16 protein-coding genes are annotated in these 20,415 nt (G+C 57.4%); 7 read left to right on the forward strand and 9 right to left on the reverse strand.

The genetic code is table 11. From position 1 onward, the window contains the following. Positions 1-7 precede the first annotated feature (7 nt). Both motB and motA read right to left on the reverse strand, forming a co-directional pair. Positions 8-967: a flagellar motor protein MotB gene (gene motB / locus ARC85_RS08125; RefSeq protein WP_222448943.1), complete on the reverse strand. Its 960-nt coding sequence runs from the start codon at positions 965-967 to the stop codon at positions 8-10. 30 nt (positions 968-997) lie between these two features. Further along, entirely contained in the window at positions 998-1,849 is an 852-nt protein-coding gene (motA, locus tag ARC85_RS08130) for a flagellar motor stator protein MotA (RefSeq protein WP_141067191.1), read from the reverse strand. 195 nt (positions 1,850-2,044) lie between these two features. Here motA and asd point away from each other — a divergent pair, with 195 nt between their 5' ends. Beyond that, positions 2,045-2,905 carry an archaetidylserine decarboxylase gene (gene asd, locus ARC85_RS08135; protein ID WP_022991415.1) on the forward strand — a complete coding sequence of 287 codons (861 nt, stop codon included), beginning with the start codon at positions 2,045-2,047 and terminating at the stop codon, positions 2,903-2,905. Positions 2,906-2,911: 6 nt separating this feature from the next. Here the strand turns inward: asd and epmA are convergent, their stop codons facing one another. After that, positions 2,912-3,880 (reverse strand): EF-P lysine aminoacylase EpmA, encoded by a 969-nt coding sequence (gene epmA / locus ARC85_RS08140; RefSeq protein ID WP_228223854.1) that lies wholly within the window; start codon positions 3,878-3,880, stop codon positions 2,912-2,914. Positions 3,881-3,889: 9 nt separating this feature from the next. Beyond that, complete coding sequence (gene efp / locus ARC85_RS08145; RefSeq protein ID WP_011786227.1) at positions 3,890-4,465, reverse strand: elongation factor P; 576 nt, start codon at positions 4,463-4,465, stop codon at positions 3,890-3,892. A gap of 45 nt (positions 4,466-4,510) precedes the next feature. On the opposite strand from efp, the gene epmB reads away from it, so the two are divergent. The 3 genes from epmB (at position 4,511) to ARC85_RS08160 (ending at position 9,757) form a co-directional block, all read left to right on the forward strand. Beyond that, complete coding sequence (gene epmB / locus ARC85_RS08150; protein WP_183576509.1) at positions 4,511-5,578, forward strand: EF-P beta-lysylation protein EpmB; 1,068 nt, start codon at positions 4,511-4,513, stop codon at positions 5,576-5,578. A gap of 177 nt (positions 5,579-5,755) precedes the next feature. Continuing rightward, positions 5,756-7,570 (forward strand): cyclic-di-GMP receptor FimW-related protein, encoded by a 1,815-nt coding sequence (locus ARC85_RS08155; protein WP_286714694.1) that lies wholly within the window; start codon positions 5,756-5,758, stop codon positions 7,568-7,570. 102 nt (positions 7,571-7,672) lie between these two features. Continuing rightward, positions 7,673-9,757, forward strand: coding sequence for an EAL domain-containing response regulator (locus ARC85_RS08160; RefSeq protein WP_114434164.1), 2,085 nt, complete (start codon positions 7,673-7,675; stop codon positions 9,755-9,757). A 51-nt stretch (positions 9,758-9,808) separates the two neighbouring features. On the opposite strand, the gene serB is transcribed toward ARC85_RS08160, so the two are convergent. Both serB and parC read right to left on the reverse strand, forming a co-directional pair. Beyond that, positions 9,809-11,041 carry a phosphoserine phosphatase SerB gene (serB, locus tag ARC85_RS08165; RefSeq protein ID WP_014422162.1) on the reverse strand — a complete coding sequence of 411 codons (1,233 nt, stop codon included), beginning with the start codon at positions 11,039-11,041 and terminating at the stop codon, positions 9,809-9,811. Further along, positions 11,034-13,340: a DNA topoisomerase IV subunit A gene (parC, locus tag ARC85_RS08170; RefSeq protein WP_273030402.1), complete on the reverse strand. Its 2,307-nt coding sequence runs from the start codon at positions 13,338-13,340 to the stop codon at positions 11,034-11,036. The genes serB and parC overlap by 8 nt, the downstream gene beginning before the upstream one ends. 173 nt (positions 13,341-13,513) lie before the next feature. On the opposite strand from parC, the gene ARC85_RS08175 reads away from it, so the two are divergent. Together ARC85_RS08175 and ARC85_RS08180 are read left to right on the forward strand one after the other, a co-directional pair. After that, positions 13,514-13,768 (forward strand): hypothetical protein, encoded by a 255-nt coding sequence (locus ARC85_RS08175; protein ID WP_273030403.1) that lies wholly within the window; start codon positions 13,514-13,516, stop codon positions 13,766-13,768. A gap of 93 nt (positions 13,769-13,861) precedes the next feature. After that, the gene (locus ARC85_RS08180) at positions 13,862-15,499 is read left to right on the forward strand and encodes a methyl-accepting chemotaxis protein (RefSeq protein WP_226595631.1); all 1,638 of its coding nucleotides are present in this window, start codon (positions 13,862-13,864) and stop codon (positions 15,497-15,499) included. Between the two features lie 33 nt (positions 15,500-15,532). Here ARC85_RS08180 and ARC85_RS08185 read toward each other — a convergent pair whose 3' ends face one another. Both ARC85_RS08185 and ARC85_RS08190 read right to left on the reverse strand, forming a co-directional pair. Then, positions 15,533-16,114 carry a YceI family protein gene (locus ARC85_RS08185; protein ID WP_011786235.1) on the reverse strand — a complete coding sequence of 194 codons (582 nt, stop codon included), beginning with the start codon at positions 16,112-16,114 and terminating at the stop codon, positions 15,533-15,535. Between the two features lie 60 nt (positions 16,115-16,174). After that, a complete protein-coding gene (locus tag ARC85_RS08190; protein WP_113879990.1) occupies positions 16,175-16,723 on the reverse strand; it encodes a cytochrome b in 549 nt (182 codons plus the stop codon). 580 nt (positions 16,724-17,303) lie between these two features. Here ARC85_RS08190 and ARC85_RS08195 point away from each other — a divergent pair. Beyond that, a complete protein-coding gene (locus ARC85_RS08195) occupies positions 17,304-18,587 on the forward strand; it encodes an EAL domain-containing protein (protein ID WP_011786237.1) in 1,284 nt (427 codons plus the stop codon). Here ARC85_RS08195 and ARC85_RS08200 read toward each other — a convergent pair. Further along, the gene (locus ARC85_RS08200) at positions 18,575-20,341 is read right to left on the reverse strand and encodes an SLC13 family permease (RefSeq protein WP_273030408.1); all 1,767 of its coding nucleotides are present in this window, start codon (positions 20,339-20,341) and stop codon (positions 18,575-18,577) included. The two genes, ARC85_RS08195 and ARC85_RS08200, sit on opposite strands and share 13 nt — an antisense overlap. Between the last annotated feature and the right edge of the window lie 74 nt (positions 20,342-20,415).

Genomic DNA, 20,415 nt, shown 5'->3' on the forward strand with positions numbered 1-20,415 from the left:
ATCAAAGCTACCAATTGAGCTCGCCGGGCGCAGGCTCTTCTTTCGGCTGGAACCACTCTCCGTCTTCTAACTGCTCCCGGGCCTGCTGCTCCTGCTCCTCCGTTGGACGCGTGAGATCAATCAGCGGCTGATCGGAACGCCCGGCCCCGGTCTCAATACTGTCGGCGGTCTTTTTATTCAGGACAATAATGGAAATGCGTCGGTTCACCGGAGCCGTGGGATTGTCCTTGTCGAACAGCACCGAATCACTTAACCCCACCACCCTGGCAATCTGCTCCAGCCGGACGCCACCGGCAACCAGAGCTCGCCGCGCGGTATTGGCACGGTCAGCCGACAACTCCCAGTTGGTGTAACCCGGCCGGCCACTGAACGGCGTGGCATCGGTATGGCCGGTAATACTAAGCTTGTTGTTGACTGACCCCAGGGTCTTGGCCAGTTCAAACAGAATGTCCTGAGAGTAGTACTTCAACTCTGCCCGGCCACTGTCGAACATGGGCCGACCAGACCGGTCTACAATCTGAATTCTCAGGCCTTCGTCAGTAATATCGATCAGCAACTGATCCTTGAACTCCTGCAGGGTCTGATTCTGCTCGATCCGTTCCTGCAACTCCTGGAAAAGCTCCTGCATTCGGCGCTGCTCCAGAGTGTCCGCCAGTTCATCCACCACCTCGTCTTCAATTTGAATGGTGCTGGCCTCCTGATCCTGGGTAGATTCCTCAATGACCGAGGCACTGCCCTCAAGGTCTACCGGGTTGGGCGAGCCGCCTTCGGTAAAGCCAACAGGATCCTTGAAGTAGCCTTCGACCGCCCTTTTCTGTTCGGGGCTCGCCGTGGCGGTGAGCCAGAGCACCAGAAAAAACGCCATCATCGCGGTCGCAAAATCGGCAAACGCAACTTTCCAGGAGCCGCCGTGATGCCCGCCGACAACCTTTTTTTTGCGTTTGATGATGATCGGCTGTTCTTCCAAGATACTCTCCGAGGCTAACCAGGCTTTTTGTTACTTTGAGCGAACGTGGTCATTGAGCTCCTGAAATCCCGGCCGCTTTTCGGTAGGGAGTGCCTTGCGCCCAAATTCGATTGCCATTTGGGGAGCCTGTCCTGACACCGTCGCGACAATGGCCGATTTAACACATTCGTAGGCTTTCAGCTCATATTTGGCGGCATGCTCAAGCGCAATCGAGGTTGGCCCGACAAAACCATACCCCATCCAGATGCCCAGAAAGGTACCAACAAGTGCGGCCGCAACGCTCAAGCCGATTTTCTCCGGCCCTTCCGTGAGGAACCCCATGGTGATAACGATCCCGAGCACGGCGGCAACGATACCCAGCCCTGGCAGAGCATCAGCAATCTTGTTGACCGCATGAGCAGGCTCTTCAAGCTCGTGCTGTCGATTTTCGATTTCGTTTTCCATCATGCCTTCCAGCTCATGCGGCGCCATATTGCCGGAGCTGATGATGCGCAGGTAATCGGTGATGAAATCCAGCAGGTGCCGGGATTTCATAATCGCCGGATAACGACTGAAGATCTGGCTCGACTCCGGATTATCGATGTCCTCCTCAATGGCCATGACGCCCTGCTTGCGGGACTTGTCGAACACCTCATAGAGCAGACTTAACAAATCCATGTAATAGGATTTATTGAAAGGAGACCCGGTCAGCAACCGGATACACGCCTGAAACACCTCTTTTACCGTGTGTAACGGGTTGGCGATGATAAATGAACCAACGGCCGCTCCGCCGATAATCAGGATTTCTGTCGGCTGCCACAAAACCGCCAGATTGCCGCCGTGCAGAACGTACCCACCAAGAACGCACGCAACAACGACCACAGCTCCAATGATCAATAACATGGTGACTATGCACGCCTTTTGTCTGGTTAACGGCCGGGGCCGGTTACTACCCGAAGCTGGCTCAGCCGGGAACACCCAAAATGTGATCTGATAATAGCAAGCATCAACCGTAACAGCGAAGCTGTGAAACAATTTCTATACACTGCGCCGGGTTTGGTAGACTACCGCGCTTTATGATCGCAAGAGTCTCTCGGAATGCTTGATAAACTGTTTGTTCTTAGCCAATACGTCACACCCCAGCTGGCGGTTTCCCGCCTGGCAGGCCGTCTGGCCGACAGCGAGAGCACTCCAGCCCTGAAAAACCGTGTGATCAAATGGTTTATCGGCCGCTATGGCGTGAACATGAGCGAGGCCGCTGAGCCAGACTTTACCGCCTACCCCACGTTCAACGCGTTTTTTACCCGTGCACTCAAGCCGGGCGCTCGCACCATAGACCCCGCACCGGAAACCCTCACCAGCCCGGTGGACGGCGCCATCAGCCAGATTGGCCAGATCAGCACAGACCGTGTATTCCAGGCCAAGGGACAGTCATTCAGTCTCACTGAACTGCTCGGCGGCGATGACGAACGGGCCGAGCCCTTCCGGGAAGGCGAGTTCGCCACTATTTACCTGTCGCCCAAGGATTACCACCGTATTCACATGCCCATGGCTGGCACCCTGAAAGAAATGGTCTACGTACCCGGGAAGCTGTTCTCAGTCAATCCGGTAACCGCCGAAAATGTGCCGAACCTGTTCGCCCGAAACGAACGGGTGGCTTGCCTGTTCGACACCGAGGCGGGCCCCATGGCTATGGTATTGGTCGGCGCGATGATTGTGGGCAGCGTGGAAACCACCTGGGCCGGCGTGGTAGCGCCCAATTCCGGCAAAGTTATGCAATGGCAGTACCACGGAGACGATGCCGTTACGTTTGAAAAAGGTCAGGAAATGGGCCGTTTCCGCCTGGGCTCAACCGTCGTGCTGGTGATGCCCAAGGGTGCAGTTAAATGGCAACCGAACCAGGTGGCCGAGAAAACGGTACAGCTGGGTGAAGCCTTCGGCAAACTGAACGTCAAATAGCAGGGCTCAGGCCCGCTCAATCGGAAACGCAATCACGTCCTGAATATTGCGACTGCCCAGCTTGAGCATCAACAGCCGGTCGAGTCCCATGGCCACACCGGCGCATTCCGGCAGGCCTGTCTCCAGCGCCGCCAGAAAAGGCTCGTCCAGCGCCATCTCCGGCTTGCCACTGGCACGCCGGAGCCGGTTATCCGCGGCAAAACGGGCTCGCTGATCGGCCGGATCCGTCAACTCCCAGTAACCGTTACACAGCTCGAGACCATTGATGTAGAGCTCAAACCGGTGCGCCACTCTAAAGCCCTGATGCTCAGAGATGCGCGCCAGAGCTGCCTGAGAGGCGGGATAGCGGTTAATGAAAACCGGTTGCTCTCGGCCCAATTCCGGTTCCACCACGAAACTCATCACCAGATCCAGGCAGCCATCCCGGCCGAGGCCGGCCAGCTGTTCCGGCTCCAGCCACTGTTCACAGTAGCGTTCAAGGTCCCGGTCGGTGATGGTCATCGGGTCGATACCCGCAATGGACTGCATCGCCTCACGGTAGCTCAGGGTTACCGGAGGCGAGCACTCCAGCCAGCCACAGACCAGATCCGAGACTTCCCGCATCAGTTGTTGATCGTCAAAGCCAACGCGGTACCACTCCAGCATGGAGAATTCCGGATTGTGACGTTTGCCGCGCTCACCGTTACGAAACACTCGGGCAATCTGGAATATTGATCCTGAACCTGCGGCCAGCAGCCGCTTCATGTGATACTCAGGGGACGTCTGCAACCAGCCCCCCTGAACGCCGCCAGCGTCGACCGCAGAGGGAATGCCGTCGAGATTGACGTCGGTTACGCCGTGGCGTCCCAGTACCGGGGTTTCTACCTCCAGCACCCGCCGCTCAGAAAAAAAGCCGCGCACGTGGGCCAGAAGCTGTGCGCGGCTTTCCAGAGCGGCCCGGGAGGCAGAGGGCTGCCAGACAGGGCGATCAGTCATGATCGATGATCAGCTGCTTTTGACACGGTTGACGTATTCACCGGAGCGAGTATCAACCTTCAGCACCTCACCAATGGTGATGAACAGGGGCACGTTCACAACGGCACCTGTGGACAGGGTCGCGGGCTTGGAGCCACCCTGGGCAGTGTCGCCTTTCATGCCGGGATCGGTATCAACCACTTCCAGCTCGACAAAGTTCGGCGGGGTCACGGTCAGCGGCGCGCCGTTGTACAGAGTCACGGTGTAAACGTCCTGCTCTTTCAGCCACTTGACGGTATCGCCAACCGCCTTGGCATCAGCCGCGTACTGCTCGAATGAGCCATCAGTCAGCATGAAGTGCCAGAACTCGCCATCGGTATACAGGTATTCCATATCCTGCTCGACAACGTCGGCCGCTTCCAGAGACTCTCCGGATTTGAAGGTACGCTCCCACACCCGGTTGGTCATGAGGTTGCGCAGCTTGACCCGGTTGAATGCCTGGCCCTTGCCCGGCTTGACGAATTCATTCTCGAGCATGATACAAGGGTCGCCATCCAGCAAAACCTTGAGACCGCTGCGAAATTCGTTGGTAGAATATGAAGCCATGAAATGTCCACCTGACAGACTGTCGTTAAAATTTCAAAGGTCGCTATGATACAGCGAACCCCCGCCCGTATAGAAGCCCGCGATGCCAGCCATCCACCCGATGTCCGGGTTGAACCAGGCAACACACCGGACTGGCAACAGATACTGAGCCAATCGGTCACGACGCCGGAACAACTGCTGGAACGTCTGGGGCTCGCTCCGGAGGACTGGTACAGAGGCGCCGCCTGCGGCCACAGACTGTTTCCGATCCGGGTGCCCGAGCCCTACCTGGCACGGATTGAGCCAGGCAACCCGGATGACCCCTTGCTGCGGCAAGTACTTCCTGTCGCCCAGGAGGCGGAGGTTCATCCCGATTTCGTATCGGACCCGCTGGAAGAGGCGTCGGCCATCCAGACCACCGGCCTTATTCGCAAATACACCAGCCGTGCCTTGCTCATGATCACGGGACAATGCGCTATCAATTGCCGCTACTGTTTTCGTCGGCATTTTCCCTACGGCGATCACCGTCTTGGGCCGGAAGACCGACGCCAGGTCATCGACAGCCTGTCCGCCAGCCCGGAAATCAACGAAGTGATTTTCAGTGGTGGTGACCCACTGGCAGTGAACGACCGCCTGCTCTCGCAATGGGCCGAACTGCTTGGTGACATCCCCCATCTTCGCCGGTTGCGCATTCATTCCCGCCTGCCCGTGGTGATACCACAGCGGGTATGCGACAGCCTGATTGACTGGCTGTCCCGAACCCGACTGCAAAAGGTCCTGGTGGTGCACGTGAATCACCCGGCAGAAATAGACCAGGCCACCCGCCAGGCATTCCGACGTCTGAGCGAGGCCGGGGTTACCCTGCTGAACCAGAGCGTCATCCTCAGAGGTGTCAACAATAGCAGCGCCACACTCTCAGCCTTGAGCGAGACGCTGTTCGAAGCGGGGGTTATGCCCTATTACCTGCACGCCTTTGATCCCGTCTCCGGTGCCCGGCACTTCTCCGTGAGTGACACCGACGCCATCCGGATAGTTAACGAAATGCTGGAAAATCTGCCCGGCTTCCTGGTTCCAAAGCTGGTTCGGGAGCTTCCCGGCCGCGCCAGCAAGACCCCGCTGGACCTGGGCTCGTGAGACCTGTCGCAAAAGATGGCCCATTTTCACTTGTCAAAGATTGTCAACTCGTGATTTTCTCGCTTTTTGTCGTTGCTTTGCTATCTTAAAGTGCAAGATCCATAAACAATAACGACCTGTATTTTCGGCGTTTTCGCTGAGTTACAACTACCGCGGTCCCGACATTGGCGTGAGAACATGGATGGTAAGATCCTGAAACCAGAGCTCAAGGTTCCTGAACAGAAAACAGCCAGCCTGTCGTTTTGCGACACCAGCCCCAAGGCCTTTCGCGCCTGGGCGGATCAGTTGCCGATGGCCAATACCGGTGAGGCATCTCGTCAGCTATATCACGCGATCATTGAGCTGAACCATCTGTTCCTGTCGCCGCTCCAGCGCCTGCAATTTCTGGAAATCGTGCGGGACAAGATTCATTTTGTCTGTAATGAGCTATCGCGACACTTCCTCGGGCTCGCCATCGCGCTGCCTGAAAAGCAACGAAAGATTGCCAATCTGACCCAGGCACTTCAGCTGCATCTGGCCGCCGGGTACAAGCTTTGTCTGCTTGAATACGTCGACAATGGCGGAGTAGACAAACACCGGCGCCAAATTGCCACGGCAATCCATAGGGCAATGTCGGAGCTGGCCGCCACCATACTTCGGTCCCATCAACTGTATTGTCCGAGCCCGGCCAGCAGCTGGCTGGAATGCCATCGCATGTTCCGTTTTGCGCACCGGAACAAACTGGCCAACATGGAGGTGGATGACGACACCCTCACGCACCGACGAGCCAGTACGGTTGTCGACAGCTACAAACGTATTCTTCTGCTTGGCTGTGCGCGGCCTAACCAACTGCGTCAGGCCGAATTGACACAGGTATATGACCTGTTCGAATCCTGGACCGAGCACTGCCAGTGTGCCCCGGATCTGGGCCCCGACAGCCTGTTCGTCATCAATATGGAAAAAGACAATCCGCCGGTCTACCGCAGCCTGCTCGAAAATACACCGGGCAATGAAAGCTTCAGCTTCGACACCCGCGATCTGTCCACCCTGCTGGCAGAGACCCTGCACGCCAGGCGCCAAGACGGCCATGGAGGCGAAGCTCTCAAGATTCCCTCCACGGTGAGCGATACCTTACTTACGCACCTGAGCCAGGCACTCGGCATTCTGGCCAAGCGCAACTTTAACCGCATCGCCAGCCAGGGCACGCTGGAAGTGTGCGTAGGTCTCACCGCTGCGCACTACTTCGTAGCCGGCCAGAAAGCGTTCTCGGAGTTCCTGGATGGCAACGAAAGCAGTCATCTCGAATCCGATAACCTGTTTATCCGGAATGCCAATCGCAAGGCAGATGCCTGGTCCGGCGCACACGATGCCGGCCCGAACGAAGACCGGCTGCATTCTGCCGATGCCCCGATCAACTTCCGTACCAGTGGTGGCAGTCATCAGCCCTCCGGCAGCCAGGACAAAAACCGGCCGCGATCGCACCATGCGCTACTGGTCAACACCAGCCCGGGCGGCTACTGCGTAGCTTGGGAGAGCAATGTCCCGGCGTCACTCCAGGCCGGTGAAATTCTGGGTGTACGAGAACAGAGCTCGCACCCCTGGAGCATTGCCGTTGTGCGCTGGCTGCGCCAGATCCGCAATCAGGGTACTCAGGTTGGTATCGAACTGCTGGCACCGAGCGCCGCGCCCTGTGCCGTGCGACTGATCCAGAAGGTCGGTAACAGCAGTGAGTACCTCCGGGGTCTGTTGCTACCTGAGATCAGCGTGGTCAATCAGGCCGCGACACTGATTACCCCGCGACTGCCGTTCCAGACCGGCAGCCGGATCTCGCTGCTGCACGATGGCCGGGAAGACCAGGGACAGCTACTGAAAAAGGTCTCGGCCACTGGCAGCATCAGCCAGTTCGAGCTGAAACTCCAGAATCCCATCACCCCAACTGCCGGCCGTGGTGCTCCCCCATCAACGCCAGGCACTACGGAAGACGAATTTGACTCACTGTGGCCGTCGCTTTAAATAGTGCGGCCCGTCAACTGCCGGCATGGCCAGGGTTGTTATTGCTGGCCAACCCCTGCATCATTCATCCGTGAATATCCGGCACCACGAGACGTCTGACGAATGCAGAAGAAAAACACGACCGTACACCTGCTGATTCTTGACCCATCACAAAACGATGCGGAATCCATAGTCAGCTTGCTCCGCAACTCCGGCAAGGCTACCCGCGCTCACCGGATTACCTCGGAAGAAGATCTGGAAGAAGCGCTCAAGACCTCCAACTGGGACTTGCTGCTGGCACGCGACCTGGAACAGGAATTCGGGGCAGACGATGCTCTGGCCATGGTCAAGCGCATGGACAAGGACATCCCCTTCGTTCTGCTGACCGAGGAATACAGCCGCGAGCGTACCGTCAATATTATCCGTGCCGGTGCCCAGGATGCCGTGCCCTTTCAGTACACCGACCAGCTCGTTCTGGTGGTCAAGCGTGAGCTGGCGGCCCTTGAGGAACGTCGCAAACGCCGGGTGCTGGAATCGCATCTGCGTGAAGCCGAGCAGCGTTGCCAGTTGCTGCTGGAAAGCTCGAAAGATGCCATCGCCTACATCAACGATGGCATGCACATCTATGCCAACCAGTCCTATATGGAATTCCTGGGCTACGACGACATCGACGAACTGATTTGTATTCCGGTGCTCGATACCCTTACGCCGGAAAGCCAGGAGAAGTACAAGGAGTTCATGAAAGCGTTCGCCGAAGAGCGCAAAGATGGCATGACTCTGAACTGCACCGCGCGCCGCAGTGACGACCACGAATTGAATGTCACCATGTCGGTGTCCGCAGCCACCTACGACGGAGAGGCCTGCACCCAGATCGTTCTGCAACCGGAACACAGTGATGCAGAGCTGGAGGAAAAGCTGAAACAGATCAGCAGCCAGGATTTGCTGACCGGCCTGTACAATCGTCAGTACCTGATGGATGCCCTGGCCCAGGCTATCGCCACGGCTGGCAAGGACAACAAGACCGGCGCCCTTGCCTACATTGCCCTGGATAATTTCCTGAGCATGAAGAGCCAGGTCGGCATCTCCGGCGCGGATCTGTTGTTGGGCGATCTCGCCACCCTGCTTCGGGAACAGGCCGGCGACGAGGTTACCCTGGCCCGCCTGAGCGACGATGCCTTCTGCGTCATGTGCCTGCCCTGTGATGAAGCCAGCATGGAAAGTCTGTGCGAGCGCATCCGTAAAGCGGTCGAGGACCACTTGTTCGACATCAACGGCCGGACGGTTCCGCTGACCGTGTCCATCGGTATCGCCGCGATCACGGAAAACTCACCAAAGGCCGAAGAACTCATGGGCCGGGCCCATACTGCCTCGGCCGATGTGAAAAAACAGGAAGGCCACGAGCGTGGCAACGGCATCCTGGTCTATAACCCGGCTGAATACGAGAGCCTTGATGAAACCAACTCGGTGGAGGCCATTCTCAAGGCTCTGGACGATAACCGTTTCCGGCTGCTGTTCCAGCCCATCATCAACCTGCGCGGTGAGGGTGAGGAGCATTACGAGGCCTTTGTCCGGATGCTCAACAAAGACAACGAAGAAGTCTCGCCGTATGACTTCCTGCCGCCGATGGGACCCAGCGATACCGCCATCAAGATCGACCGCTGGGTTATCCTGCAAACCATCAAGCAGCTATCGAGCCACCGCTCAAGGGGCCACGACACTCGCCTGTTCCTGAACATCACAGCCGAGACGCTGCAGGACAAGACCTTCACGCCCTGGCTCAGCGTTGCCCTCAAGGCCGCCCGTTTGCCGGGAGATTCGCTGATCTTCCAGATCCGCGAGGGCGATGCCAATAACTACATGAAGCAGGCCAAGGAATTCACCAGGGCGGTGCACGAACTGCACAGCAAGGTATCCATCTCCCAGTTCGGCTGCGCACTCAATCCGTTCAACACCCTCAAGCACATTGAAGCGGACTATGTGAAGATCGACGGTTCCTTCACCGAAGAGATCCAGAAGAGTGACGAAGCCAAAGAGCAGGTCAAGGAAATGGTCAAGAGCCTGCAGAACGCCGGCAAGCTGACCATCATTCCGCTGGTGGAGAACGCTGGTGTTCTGGCGACGCTCTGGCAGGCTGGCGTGAATTACATTCAGGGCTACTACCTGCAGGCGCCGGTACCGGAGATGAACTACGACTTCGGCGACAACTGATCAATAGCGGCTTAACCAAAAAGGGCGAGATCATTCTCGCCCTTTTTGGTTTCAGAGGTGGGTATTCTGAAGCGTTTGATTGGTCTCGCTTTCCCGGAACCCGATCAGGTACAGGATGGCATCCAGCCCCAGGGTGGAGATGGAGTGGCGTGCCGACTCCTTGACCAGCGGCTTGGCCCGGAAAGCAACTCCCAGGCCCGCCTGACTGAGCATTGGCAGATCATTGGCGCCGTCCCCAACGGCAATCACCTGTTCCCGGGAAATGTGCTCTTTCTCAGCTATTTCCAGCAACAACTCCGCCTTGCGCTTACCATCTACAATCTGACCTTTCACCTCACCGGTTACTTTGCCGTCGATAATTTCCAGCTCGTTGGCGTAGATATAGTCAATGCCCAGCTTACTCTGAAGATGACGAGCAAAGTAGGTGAAGCCGCCAGACAGGATGGCGGTCCGATAGCCCAGCGCCTTCAGACTGCGAATCAGGTGCTCGGCCCCTTCGGTCATGCGCAGTCGGTTGGCGATCCCTTCAAGCACCGACTCGTCCAGCCCCTTCAACAGGGCCAGGCGCTCGGCAAAGCTCTGGCTGAAATCCAGTTCACCCTGCATGGCGCGTTCGGTGATCTCAGCCACCTGCTCGCCGACCCCGGCTTCATGGGCCAGCTCGTCGATCACTTCCGCTTCAATCAGCGTGGAGTCCATGTCGAACACCACCAGCCGGCGGTTGCGCCGGAAGATTGAATCTTCCTGGAAGGCGATATCCACATTCATCTCGCCGGCAATGTGCAGAAAATCGGCACGAAGCTGTTCAAGATCCGAGGGTGTTCCCCGTACCGAGAATTCGACGCAGGCAATGCGGTTTTCCGAGGTATTCAGTGATGGCCGTGCTGACAGCCGGGTAATATTGTCGATATTCAGGCCATGGCGCGCCGTAATCGCCGACACCCTGGCAATCTGCTCAGCCTTGATGTCCCGGGACAGCAGGGTCACGATGTAGCAGGCCCGGTTGCGGCCCTCGGCCCAGGCCTGATATTCCTGCTCGGTGATCGGCGCAAAATGCACCTGCAGATCGAGCGCGTGCAGCCGGAACAGCAAGTCACGGATCACCGGAGAGGATTTCGATTCATCCGGGATTTCAATCAGAATGCCCCAGGTCAGATGGTCATGAATAACCGCCTGGCCAATATCCAGAATGCGGACATCGTAGCGCCCCATGATTCCGGTGATTTCCGAGGTCAGGCCGGGTTTGTCGCGGCCCGATACGTTTACCAGTACCAGCTCACTCACTGTCTGTCGTCTCCCCACTCTGGGCTTCTTCCTCGGCTCGCGCCGCCGACGGAATCACATCAATACCATCCACACGCTGCAGGCCCCGGGGCAGCTTATGACCACGACGGCCCCGTTCACCCAGGTAGTGCTCAAGATCGCCAAACCGCAGGCCCAGCTTGCGCTTACCCGCTTTCACTTCCAGCTGATCCTCTTCACCGAACACGGCGACCGCAACCACGTATTCTTCGCGATTCTGCACCCGTGCGGAGGGAATGCTGATGATCTTGTTACCTTTACCCTTGGCCAACTCCGGCAGCTCGCTGAGCGGGAACACCAGCATGCGGCCCTCATTGGATATGGCCGCCAGATACAGGGTCGATGCCGTTTCCGGAATCATCACCGGAGGCATGATTCTGGCGCCTTTGGGCACGCTGACCACGGCCTTGCCCGCGCGATTCTTGCTGATCATGTCGTTCAGCGACGTGACGAAACCATAGCCACCGTCGGTGACCAGCAGTGTCTTACGTTCGGGATTACCCATCAACAAACCGGAGAAAGTAGCTCCGGAGGGGGGATTGATTCGCCCGGTCAGGGGCTCGCCCTGCCCCCTGGCAGAGGGCAGACTGTGGGCCATTAATGAATAGGCCCGGCCGGTGGAATCGAGGAAAATCGCCTGCTGGTTGTTGCGCCCCTTCGCCGCCAGGGCAAAACGGTCGCCGGACTTGTAGCTGAGACCAGCGGGGTCAATGTCGTGACCCTTGGCCGCGCGAACCCAACCCTTATCGGACAGCACCACCGTCACCGGATCGTTGGATACCAGGTCGGTTTCGCTGAAGGCGCGGGCTTCTTTCCGCTCGACAATCGGCGAACGGCGCTCATCACCAAAGGTCTCGGCATCCTGCTGGAGTTCGGTCTTGATCAGTTCGCGAAGCCGGTCTTCAGAGCCCAGAATGGCCTGCAGCTCATCGCGCTCGGCGGAGAGCTCATCCTGCTCGCCGCGGATCTTCATTTCCTCCAGCTTGGCCAGGTGCCGCAATTTCAGCTCCAGAATGGCCTCTGCCTGCTCCGCCGACAAACCAAAGCGCGCCATCAGTTCGGCCTTGGGCTTGTCTTCGGTGCGGATAATCTCGATCACCTCATCAATGTTGAGGTAGGCAATCAACAGGCCTTCCAGCAGATGCAGCCGGGCCAGCACCTTGTCCAGGCGATGCTGCAGGCGACGGGTCACCGTCGTTTTCCGGAACGCCAGCCACTCGGTCAAGATGGTGTACAGGCCTTTTACGCCCGGCCGGCCGTCGTTACCGATCACGTTGATATTGACCCGATAGGTCTTCTCAAGATCGGTACTGGCAAACAGGTGCGCCATCAGCCCGTCCAGATCGACCCGATTGGATCGGGGCACGATCACAAGTCGGGTCGGATTTTCATGATCCGATTCATCGCGCAGGTCTGCCACCATGGGCAGCTTCTTGGTCTGCATCTGCTGGGCAATCTGCTCCAGCACCCGGTTTCCTGAGACCTGGTGGGGCAGATCAGTGATCACCACTTCGCCATTCTCGCGAATCCAGCGTGCGCGCATCCGCAGCGACCCCCGACCGGTCTCGTACATCTGGCGCAAGTCTTTGCGAGGAGTGATGATTTCAGCCCTGGTCGGGAAGTCCGGTCCTTTGATGTGTTCGCACAACTCATCCACGGACGCATCGGGCTGATCCAGCAAACGAATACAGGCGGCTGTGACTTCCCGAACATTATGGGGCGGAATATCCGTCGCCATACCAACGGCAATACCCGTGGTACCGTTGAGCAGCACGTGCGGAAGCCGGGCCGGAAGCACCGAGGGTTCTTCCATGGTGCCATCAAAGTTTGGCACCCAGTCTACGGTTCCCTGCCCGAGCTCACTGAGCAGCACTTCCGCAAAGGGTGCCAGCCGCGATTCGGTATATCGCATGGCGGCAAAGGATTTGGGATCATCCGGAGACCCCCAGTTACCCTGCCCGTCTACCAGCGGGTAGCGGTAGGAAAACGGCTGGGCCATGAGCACCATGGCCTCGTAACAGGCACTGTCGCCGTGCGGGTGGAACTTACCAAGCACATCACCCACGGTACGAGCCGATTTCTTGTACTTGGAGGTGGACTTCAGCCCCAGCTCCGACATGGCGTATACAATCCGCCGCTGTACGGGTTTGAGCCCATCCCCTACGTTGGGCAGAGCCCGGTCCAGAATGACATACATGGAATAGTCCAGGTACGCCTTCTCGGTGTAGTCCCGGAGTGATACCCGCTCGAAACCTTCATCCGTTGTCTGAAACTCTGGCATGGACGCCTCTTTGCCTTGGATGCCTATCAATGTTGTGGCGCACATTATATGGACGCCAGCCCCGATACACCAATTTCCAATAGCGGAATTCCCGCATGGAGAGTCTGTAAGGTGATCCGTATTCTCGCCACAGTGATTAGAACGCCGTTTACTCTCTGAACAAGCGGAAACCTATGAAACCCAATCTCAAAGCCTGCGGGCAAGCCATGGTTACGGCCATGGTCAATGCGGTTCTGGCCGTTGCCCTGATGCTCCTGGTGGAGTTTGCCATCAGTGGTACCTTCCAGGTTCCCAAGCCCTATATCTGGGCGGGTGTACTGATCTGGGCCGTTATTTTCGCCGCCCAGTTCCTCCGCCAACGGCATCTTTGCCGAGCCTGCGAACAGACCAACGAACCTTCATCCCCCGAAACCGCCGGCAAATCCTGAACTATATCAAGGGCCTGGATCCTCAAATGTGACAAATCTGCCCCCCCTGCTACGCTTGGGATAAGACAATAACGTCGAATCCCGGGGGGCTAGATGACTGCTCTTAAAAAGCTCGGACTCCGCACAAAAATCGCACTTCCTTTTGCCATCACGGCGCTTGCCCTGGTTATCGTTGGTGTCTTCAGCGTTCTGACTGCACGCAACCTGGTATCCGATACCGACGACATAGCCGCCACCTACCTGCCTTCGGTCAGCCAGATCCTCAATGGCGACCGAGATCTCTACCAGGCACTGGTGGCCCAGATGACTCTGCTGGACCAGGCCTTCAACAACGAGGACACCTCCGGAGCTCTGGCGGATTTCAATGAAAATGCCGAACAGGCCAGGCAACGCTTCCAGGACAGTGCACAACGTCTGGCAGGAACCGGCATCTCCGACGTCACCCAGGGTTTCAATACCGCCTTTGATCGCTGGCAACAATCCGCTCGGCAGGTCATGGAACTGGCGGCCAACGGCAACCCACAACAGGCCCGGGATCTCGCCGCACGAGAAACAGCGCCACTGTTCGATCAACTCCGGAATTATTACGACAGCGCCGGTTCCCACGCTGACGAGCAGGCCCAGCAACGCTCGGCCGAGGCTTCCTCTGAAGGCACCTCCAGCTCAGCCACCGTGCTCGCTATCACCGTGATTGCCATCATTATCGCCATCGCACTGTTCACGGTGTTCATGAAACTGATCATCTCCTCAATCAGTGCTCTCCGGGATCAGCTCGACAACATTGCCCAGGGCGAAGGGGACCTGACTCAACGGGTTCCGGTAACGGTCGAGGATGATCTCGGCAAACTGGCCAGAAGTTTCAACCAGGTACTGGAAAACCTGCAGGGCATGATCGGGTCCATTCAGAATCTGAGTCGCGATCTCGGTGCGGGTGCGACCGAACTGGCCACTGCCGCCCGGGACAACAACGATGGTGTGACCCGCCAGACCGACTCCATTTCCATGGTGGCCACCGCTATCAACGAAATGCAGAGTGCGATTGAAGAAGTAGCCGGGAACGCCTCCCGCGCCGCAGAGATCACTCGCGAAGCGGAAACCAAGGGAAACAACAGCGCCCAGATCATCCGCAACTCGTCGAAACAGGTGCACCGCCTGGCCGCACAGATTTCCAAAGCGGTTGAGGTTATCCGCAAACTTTCTGCGGATTCCGACAACATTACTTCGGTGCTGGATGTCATTCGCGGCATTGCCGAGCAGACCAACCTGCTGGCTCTGAACGCCGCCATTGAGGCTGCCAGGGCCGGTGAGCAAGGCCGCGGCTTCGCCGTGGTGGCGGATGAGGTCCGCACTCTGGCGCAACGCACCGGCCAGTCGACAGAAGATATTCAGACCATGATAACCGCGCTGCAGACCGGTGTTTCGGACGTCGTGAGCGTAATGGAGACCGGCAGCAAGGAGGCCACCGAAACCGAACGGCTGGCAACGGAAGCGGAACAGGAACTCCAGGCCATTCTGGAAGCTATCTCCAGTATCACCGACGTCAACACCAGTGTGGCGTCCGCCACCGAAGAGCAGACCCAGGTGGTAGATGAAATTAACCGGAGCATTACTGATATCAATGATCTGGCTGCGGCCAGTGCCGATCGGTCCAAAGCCATCGATGGCATTGCCAAATCGCTGGAGAGCTATGTCAGGGAGCTGGAACAACAGACAGGGCGGTTCCGGGTTTAACCGGACCGCCGCGTCATCGCCGGAAGGATCCGATTACTGGCGAATGCCTTCTACCGAGATTTCGATTTCCACGGTTTCGGAGGCTTTGCCAAGATCCATGGGAATGCCAAAATCCTTCAGGCGCAACTCGGTTTCAGCCTCAAAACCCATGCGATAGCCTCCCCAGGGGTCTTCACCGTGGCCAACCAGCTCAGCATCCAGGGTGATTTCCCGGGTAACGCCACGCAGAGTCAGATCACCAATGATGTCCGCCTCACCGGCCTCGTCAACCACTACGCGCTTGCTTTTGAACGTGGCTTCCGGGAACTCACTCACATACAGGAAGTCTTCGCTGCGCAAATGCTTGTCGCGCTCGGCATGGTTGCTGTCAACGCTGGAGGTATCGATCGTTACTGATACAGAGCTGTTTTCGGGGTTGTCCGCATCGTAGGTGAACTCACCATCAAAATCGTTGAATCGACCGTACAGCCAGCTGTAGCCCAGATGGGAAATCTTGAAGGTTACGAACTGGTGCGTGCCCTGGGTATCGAAGGCGTAAGTACCGCTGTGCTCGTTTGCCTGCACAGAGGCAACCATCGCGGCTGAAATGGCTGAAGCCAGAAGAATCTTCTTCATTATTCACTCCTTTTGAGTCTGTTTTGCGTTGCGTTAAGAGAGTTAGCTGTCCCGGAACTGTCAGGCCAACCCAAGCATTCTGCGAAGCGTACTGTCCCGGTCGATCAAGTGATGCTTCAACGCCCCCAGCGCATGAACGCCGGCCAGGACGACAATCGCCCAGGTGCTCCAGTAATGGATGGCTCCCGCCGTATCTTCGAGGCCTTTCACCTGGCCTGTCACCGATGGCACCTGAAACCAGCCGAACACATGGATCGCAGAGCCGTCAGCCGTTGAAATCAGATAGCCACTGATCATGGCGACAAAGATCAACAGATACAGCGCCACATGCGCCAGGTGAGCAGAAACCACCTCCCAGCGCTGGTGATTGGGCAAAGGCCTGGGCAGCGGGCTTAACAGCCGCCAGACCAGTCTGAGCACCATCGCCATGAACAGGAGAATACCCACGCTGCGGTGGATGTCCGGCCCCTGTCGGTACCAGGGATCATAATAAGAGAGATCGACCATCCAGAAGCCCAGGGCAAACAGGCCGATAATGGTGACGGCCACCAGCCAATGCAGCAGGATTGCCACCCACCCGTATGCGTCTTCTGAATTCTTTGCCTGCATAAAAACAATCGCCTCCGTTGCTGATGTGGACCCAAACGGCTTTTCCACGTCCTCCAGATAAGATCAGCATAGTCTAGAAGGACAGAGAGCTGACCAAAATCAAAATGTTTTGCTGGCCTGCATCAGATTTTCTGACCATAGCATCCACGATCCGCAAACACTTGACAGCAACCACTTTGGTCGTATGCGGTTTTACGGATTGTTGAAAATTATGACAGCGATAAACTTTAACCATACTTTTAATCCGCCCCGTCCGGGGCCTCAGTGACCGAGAGGAAACGACATGGAACTTGAATTTGACGAGTCTGTGGTAGTACCCAGCAACAACTGATTTGATACAGACCCGGCTACTGCCGGGTTTTCTTTACCACCGTTTTAATGCCTGAAAGATACAAACTGTTTCGTCTTTTATGCATTAAGTAGTGGTAATGGTTCTTGTTTTTTGGCAACCTTCGACGAATTGATGAGGTAACGCCTGAATTTCAGGCGTCCGTGCCAGGGACACAGGCACAGTGGCTAACAGATTGGCGTGTACTTCAGTACTGCGCCAATGTATTCGTTGAAGGGTACAGACCTGCCTATGTCCCACAATCTTCCCGATTCGCTACCCGCGCCGGAAGTAGACCTGCTTTCCCCCATGCTTAATCAGCAGGGTCAGGTGTGGACAGCGGATTTTCGCGGGCTCAAACTGCGCACCGCCCTTCAGCCGATTTACAGCATTTCCCACAAACGTACCGTCGGTTATGAAGCCCTGATCCGGGCCTTCGATAACGACAATTCAGCTGTTCTGCCTTTGCACCTGTTCGAGCTGCCCGCATCCGAAGCCGAAAATCTGTTGCTGGACAGACTCTGCCGGTACTTGCACATTCGCAACTACAGCGAGATCAAGGATCAGGTCAACTGGCTGTTCCTGAACGTCTCCCCGAGGGTGGTCACCTCCGGCTCTCAATCCGATTCCTTTTTTGGACAATTGCTTGAGAAAACCGGGCTGCCGCCACATCGAATCGTAATGGAAATCGTTGAACAGCCAACCGACGATGCTGAACGGCTACGGGATACCGTTGCCTACTACCGCAAACTGGGGTGTCTGACCGCCATTGACGATTTTGGTGCCGGGCACTCCAATTTCGAGCGCATCTGGAATCTGTCACCGGACATCGTCAAGCTGGACCGTACCCTGCTGACCCGGGCAACCGAAGATCGCCGCGCCAGGCAGATACTGAACGGCATGGTATCCCTGCTGCATCAATCTGGCTGCCTGGTGTTGCTGGAAGGAGTGGAAACCCGGGATCAGGCCATGATTGCCATTGATGCCGGTGTCGATTTTGTACAGGGCTTCTACTTTCGTCGGCCCTGCCTGGAGCTGGACGAACTGCCCCAGAGCACAATGAATTTCGAGGATTTGCTCGAAGAGTACAAAAGCAGCAAGCAGATTAGCCACGATCCAACCCAACTGGTCGTCAACCATTTCAGTGGGCCTTTCCGGCGGGTGATCGAGCGCCTGCAGAAGGGCCTGTCCATGGACCAGGCCTGTTTTGAACTGCTCAGCCACCACACGGTTTCCCGCTGCTACCTGGTGGACGACCAGGGCGTTCAGCTGGAAGACACTCTGGTTTCGGAGTCCGCCGTTAAAAAGCAGGACCCAAGATTCCGACCACTGGAAAACACCAGCAGTGCAGACTGGTTTCGCCAGCAGTATCTCCGCCAGGCGCTGGCCCAGCCAGAGAACATTCATGTGACCACTCCCTACCTGTGCGTCACTGGCGCCTACATGTGCGTGACCCTGTCACTGGCCTTCCGTCAGGACGGCAAACTGCGGGTACTCTGCTGCGATATTCTTGCCAACGCGGATCACAACCCGTAAACCACGGCAATCACCGCAACCGTTACCAACCCCACCAGCACATTCATGGGCAACCCCACTTTCACGAAATCTGAAAACCGGTAGCCACCGGGACCAAACACCATCATGTTGGTCTGATACCCCAATGGCGTAGCGAAGCTGGCGGAGGCTGCCATCATCACTGCAATAACAAAGGGTTCTGCGGGCACCCCCATGCTGCCGGTCATCGACAGCACAACCGGAATCACCAGTACGGCAGCGGCGTTGTTGGTGATCACTTCCGTCAGAAACGACACCGCGCAGTAAACCAGAAACAGCGTGAGCAGCACCTGCCCCGCACTGAACGCCAGAATACCCTCGGCCATAAACGCAGCTGCCCCAGTTTCTTCCAAGGCCGCCCCCAGCGCAAAGGAGGCGGCGATGGTAAGAATCACCGACACATCCACCGACTTCTGGGCCTGACCCACCGAGCAGCAGCCGGAGAGAATCATCAAAGAGGCCCCCAGCAAGGCGGCGTTGAGCATACTCATTACACCGCAGGCCGCCAGACCCACCAGTACCAGCAGGATCGCCCAGGAAAGCCAGGCCCGGTCATGGCGCGGCGTTTCCGTTTCCAGGTCGTTGATGAGCAGAAAATCCTTGTTGTAGCGCTGACGGCTGACGAAGGCCGGACGCGCCTCCAGCAGCAGGACATCGCCAGGCTTGAGGCGGATGTTGCCGAGGTTGCCCGACACCCGCTCGCCACCCCGGGCCACCGCCAGCACCACGGCGCCGTATCGGTCCCGGAACCTTGCGTCCCGGATGGTCAGGCCCAGCACATCCGATTGCGGAGACAAGGCGGCTTCCACCAACCGCCGCTCGGCACGATCCTGACTGAGGCTGGGCTCATCGTCGTGCACCGACGGCACGATGCCGTTGATGCGCAACAGGTCTGAAATCGCCTGGGTATCACCGGCAAACACCAGCCGATCACCGCCACGCAGCCGTTCTTCCGAAGGCACGGCCGTGACCACACTGCCGTCCCGTTCGATTTCCACCAGGTACAATCGCTCCAGTTCCCGCAAACCGGCCTCACCCACCGTTTTGCCCACCAGCGGGCCTTCAAAGGACACCGCCACTTCCAGGGTAAACTCCCTCATGGAACCAAACTTCTGCTGGTCCTTACGGTCTGGCAGCACCCGCGGCATGACCAGAAGCATGACCGCCAGCCCGATAATGGCCACTGGTAAACCAACCGCTGTAATGGAGAAGATCGAGAACCCGGCCTCACCGGTCAGTTGCTGATACTGGCCATTAACAACCAGATTGGTGCTGGTGCCAATCAGTGTCAGCGTGCCGCCCAGAATGGCGGAGTAGCTCAGCGGAATCATCAACTTGGAGGGTGAAATACCGATCTTCCGGGACCAGGCATGGACGGCGGGAATCATGGTGGCAACCACCGGCGTATTGTTGAGGAAGCCACTCAGCAGGGAAACCGGAAGGGCAATGCGGGCCTGCGCGGAACGGACCGATTTCGGGTTGCGAAGCAGGTGGTTGACCAGCAGATCTACACCGCCGGAATGATGAATACCGGCGGCCACCACAAACATGGCCACCACGGTGATCAGACCGCTGTTACTGAACCCGGCCAGTGCCTGGTCGGCGGAGATAATGCCACCGGCACTGAGCACCACCAGCACCGCCATCATCACCAGATGCGGCGCAAAACGGCCCGAACTCATCAATAACAGGGCGGTGAGCGCCAACCCCAGGGAAAACCATCCTTGCCAGTCCATAACTCGGTCTTTTCCGGTTTGAAAGCTGGCAGGATAGCGAGGCAGAGCAATTCTGAGAAAGAATAACTATCGAT

Source organism: Marinobacter sp. tcs-11 (assembly GCF_002049515.1).
Classification (GTDB): Bacteria; Pseudomonadota; Gammaproteobacteria; order Pseudomonadales; family Oleiphilaceae; genus Marinobacter; species Marinobacter nauticus.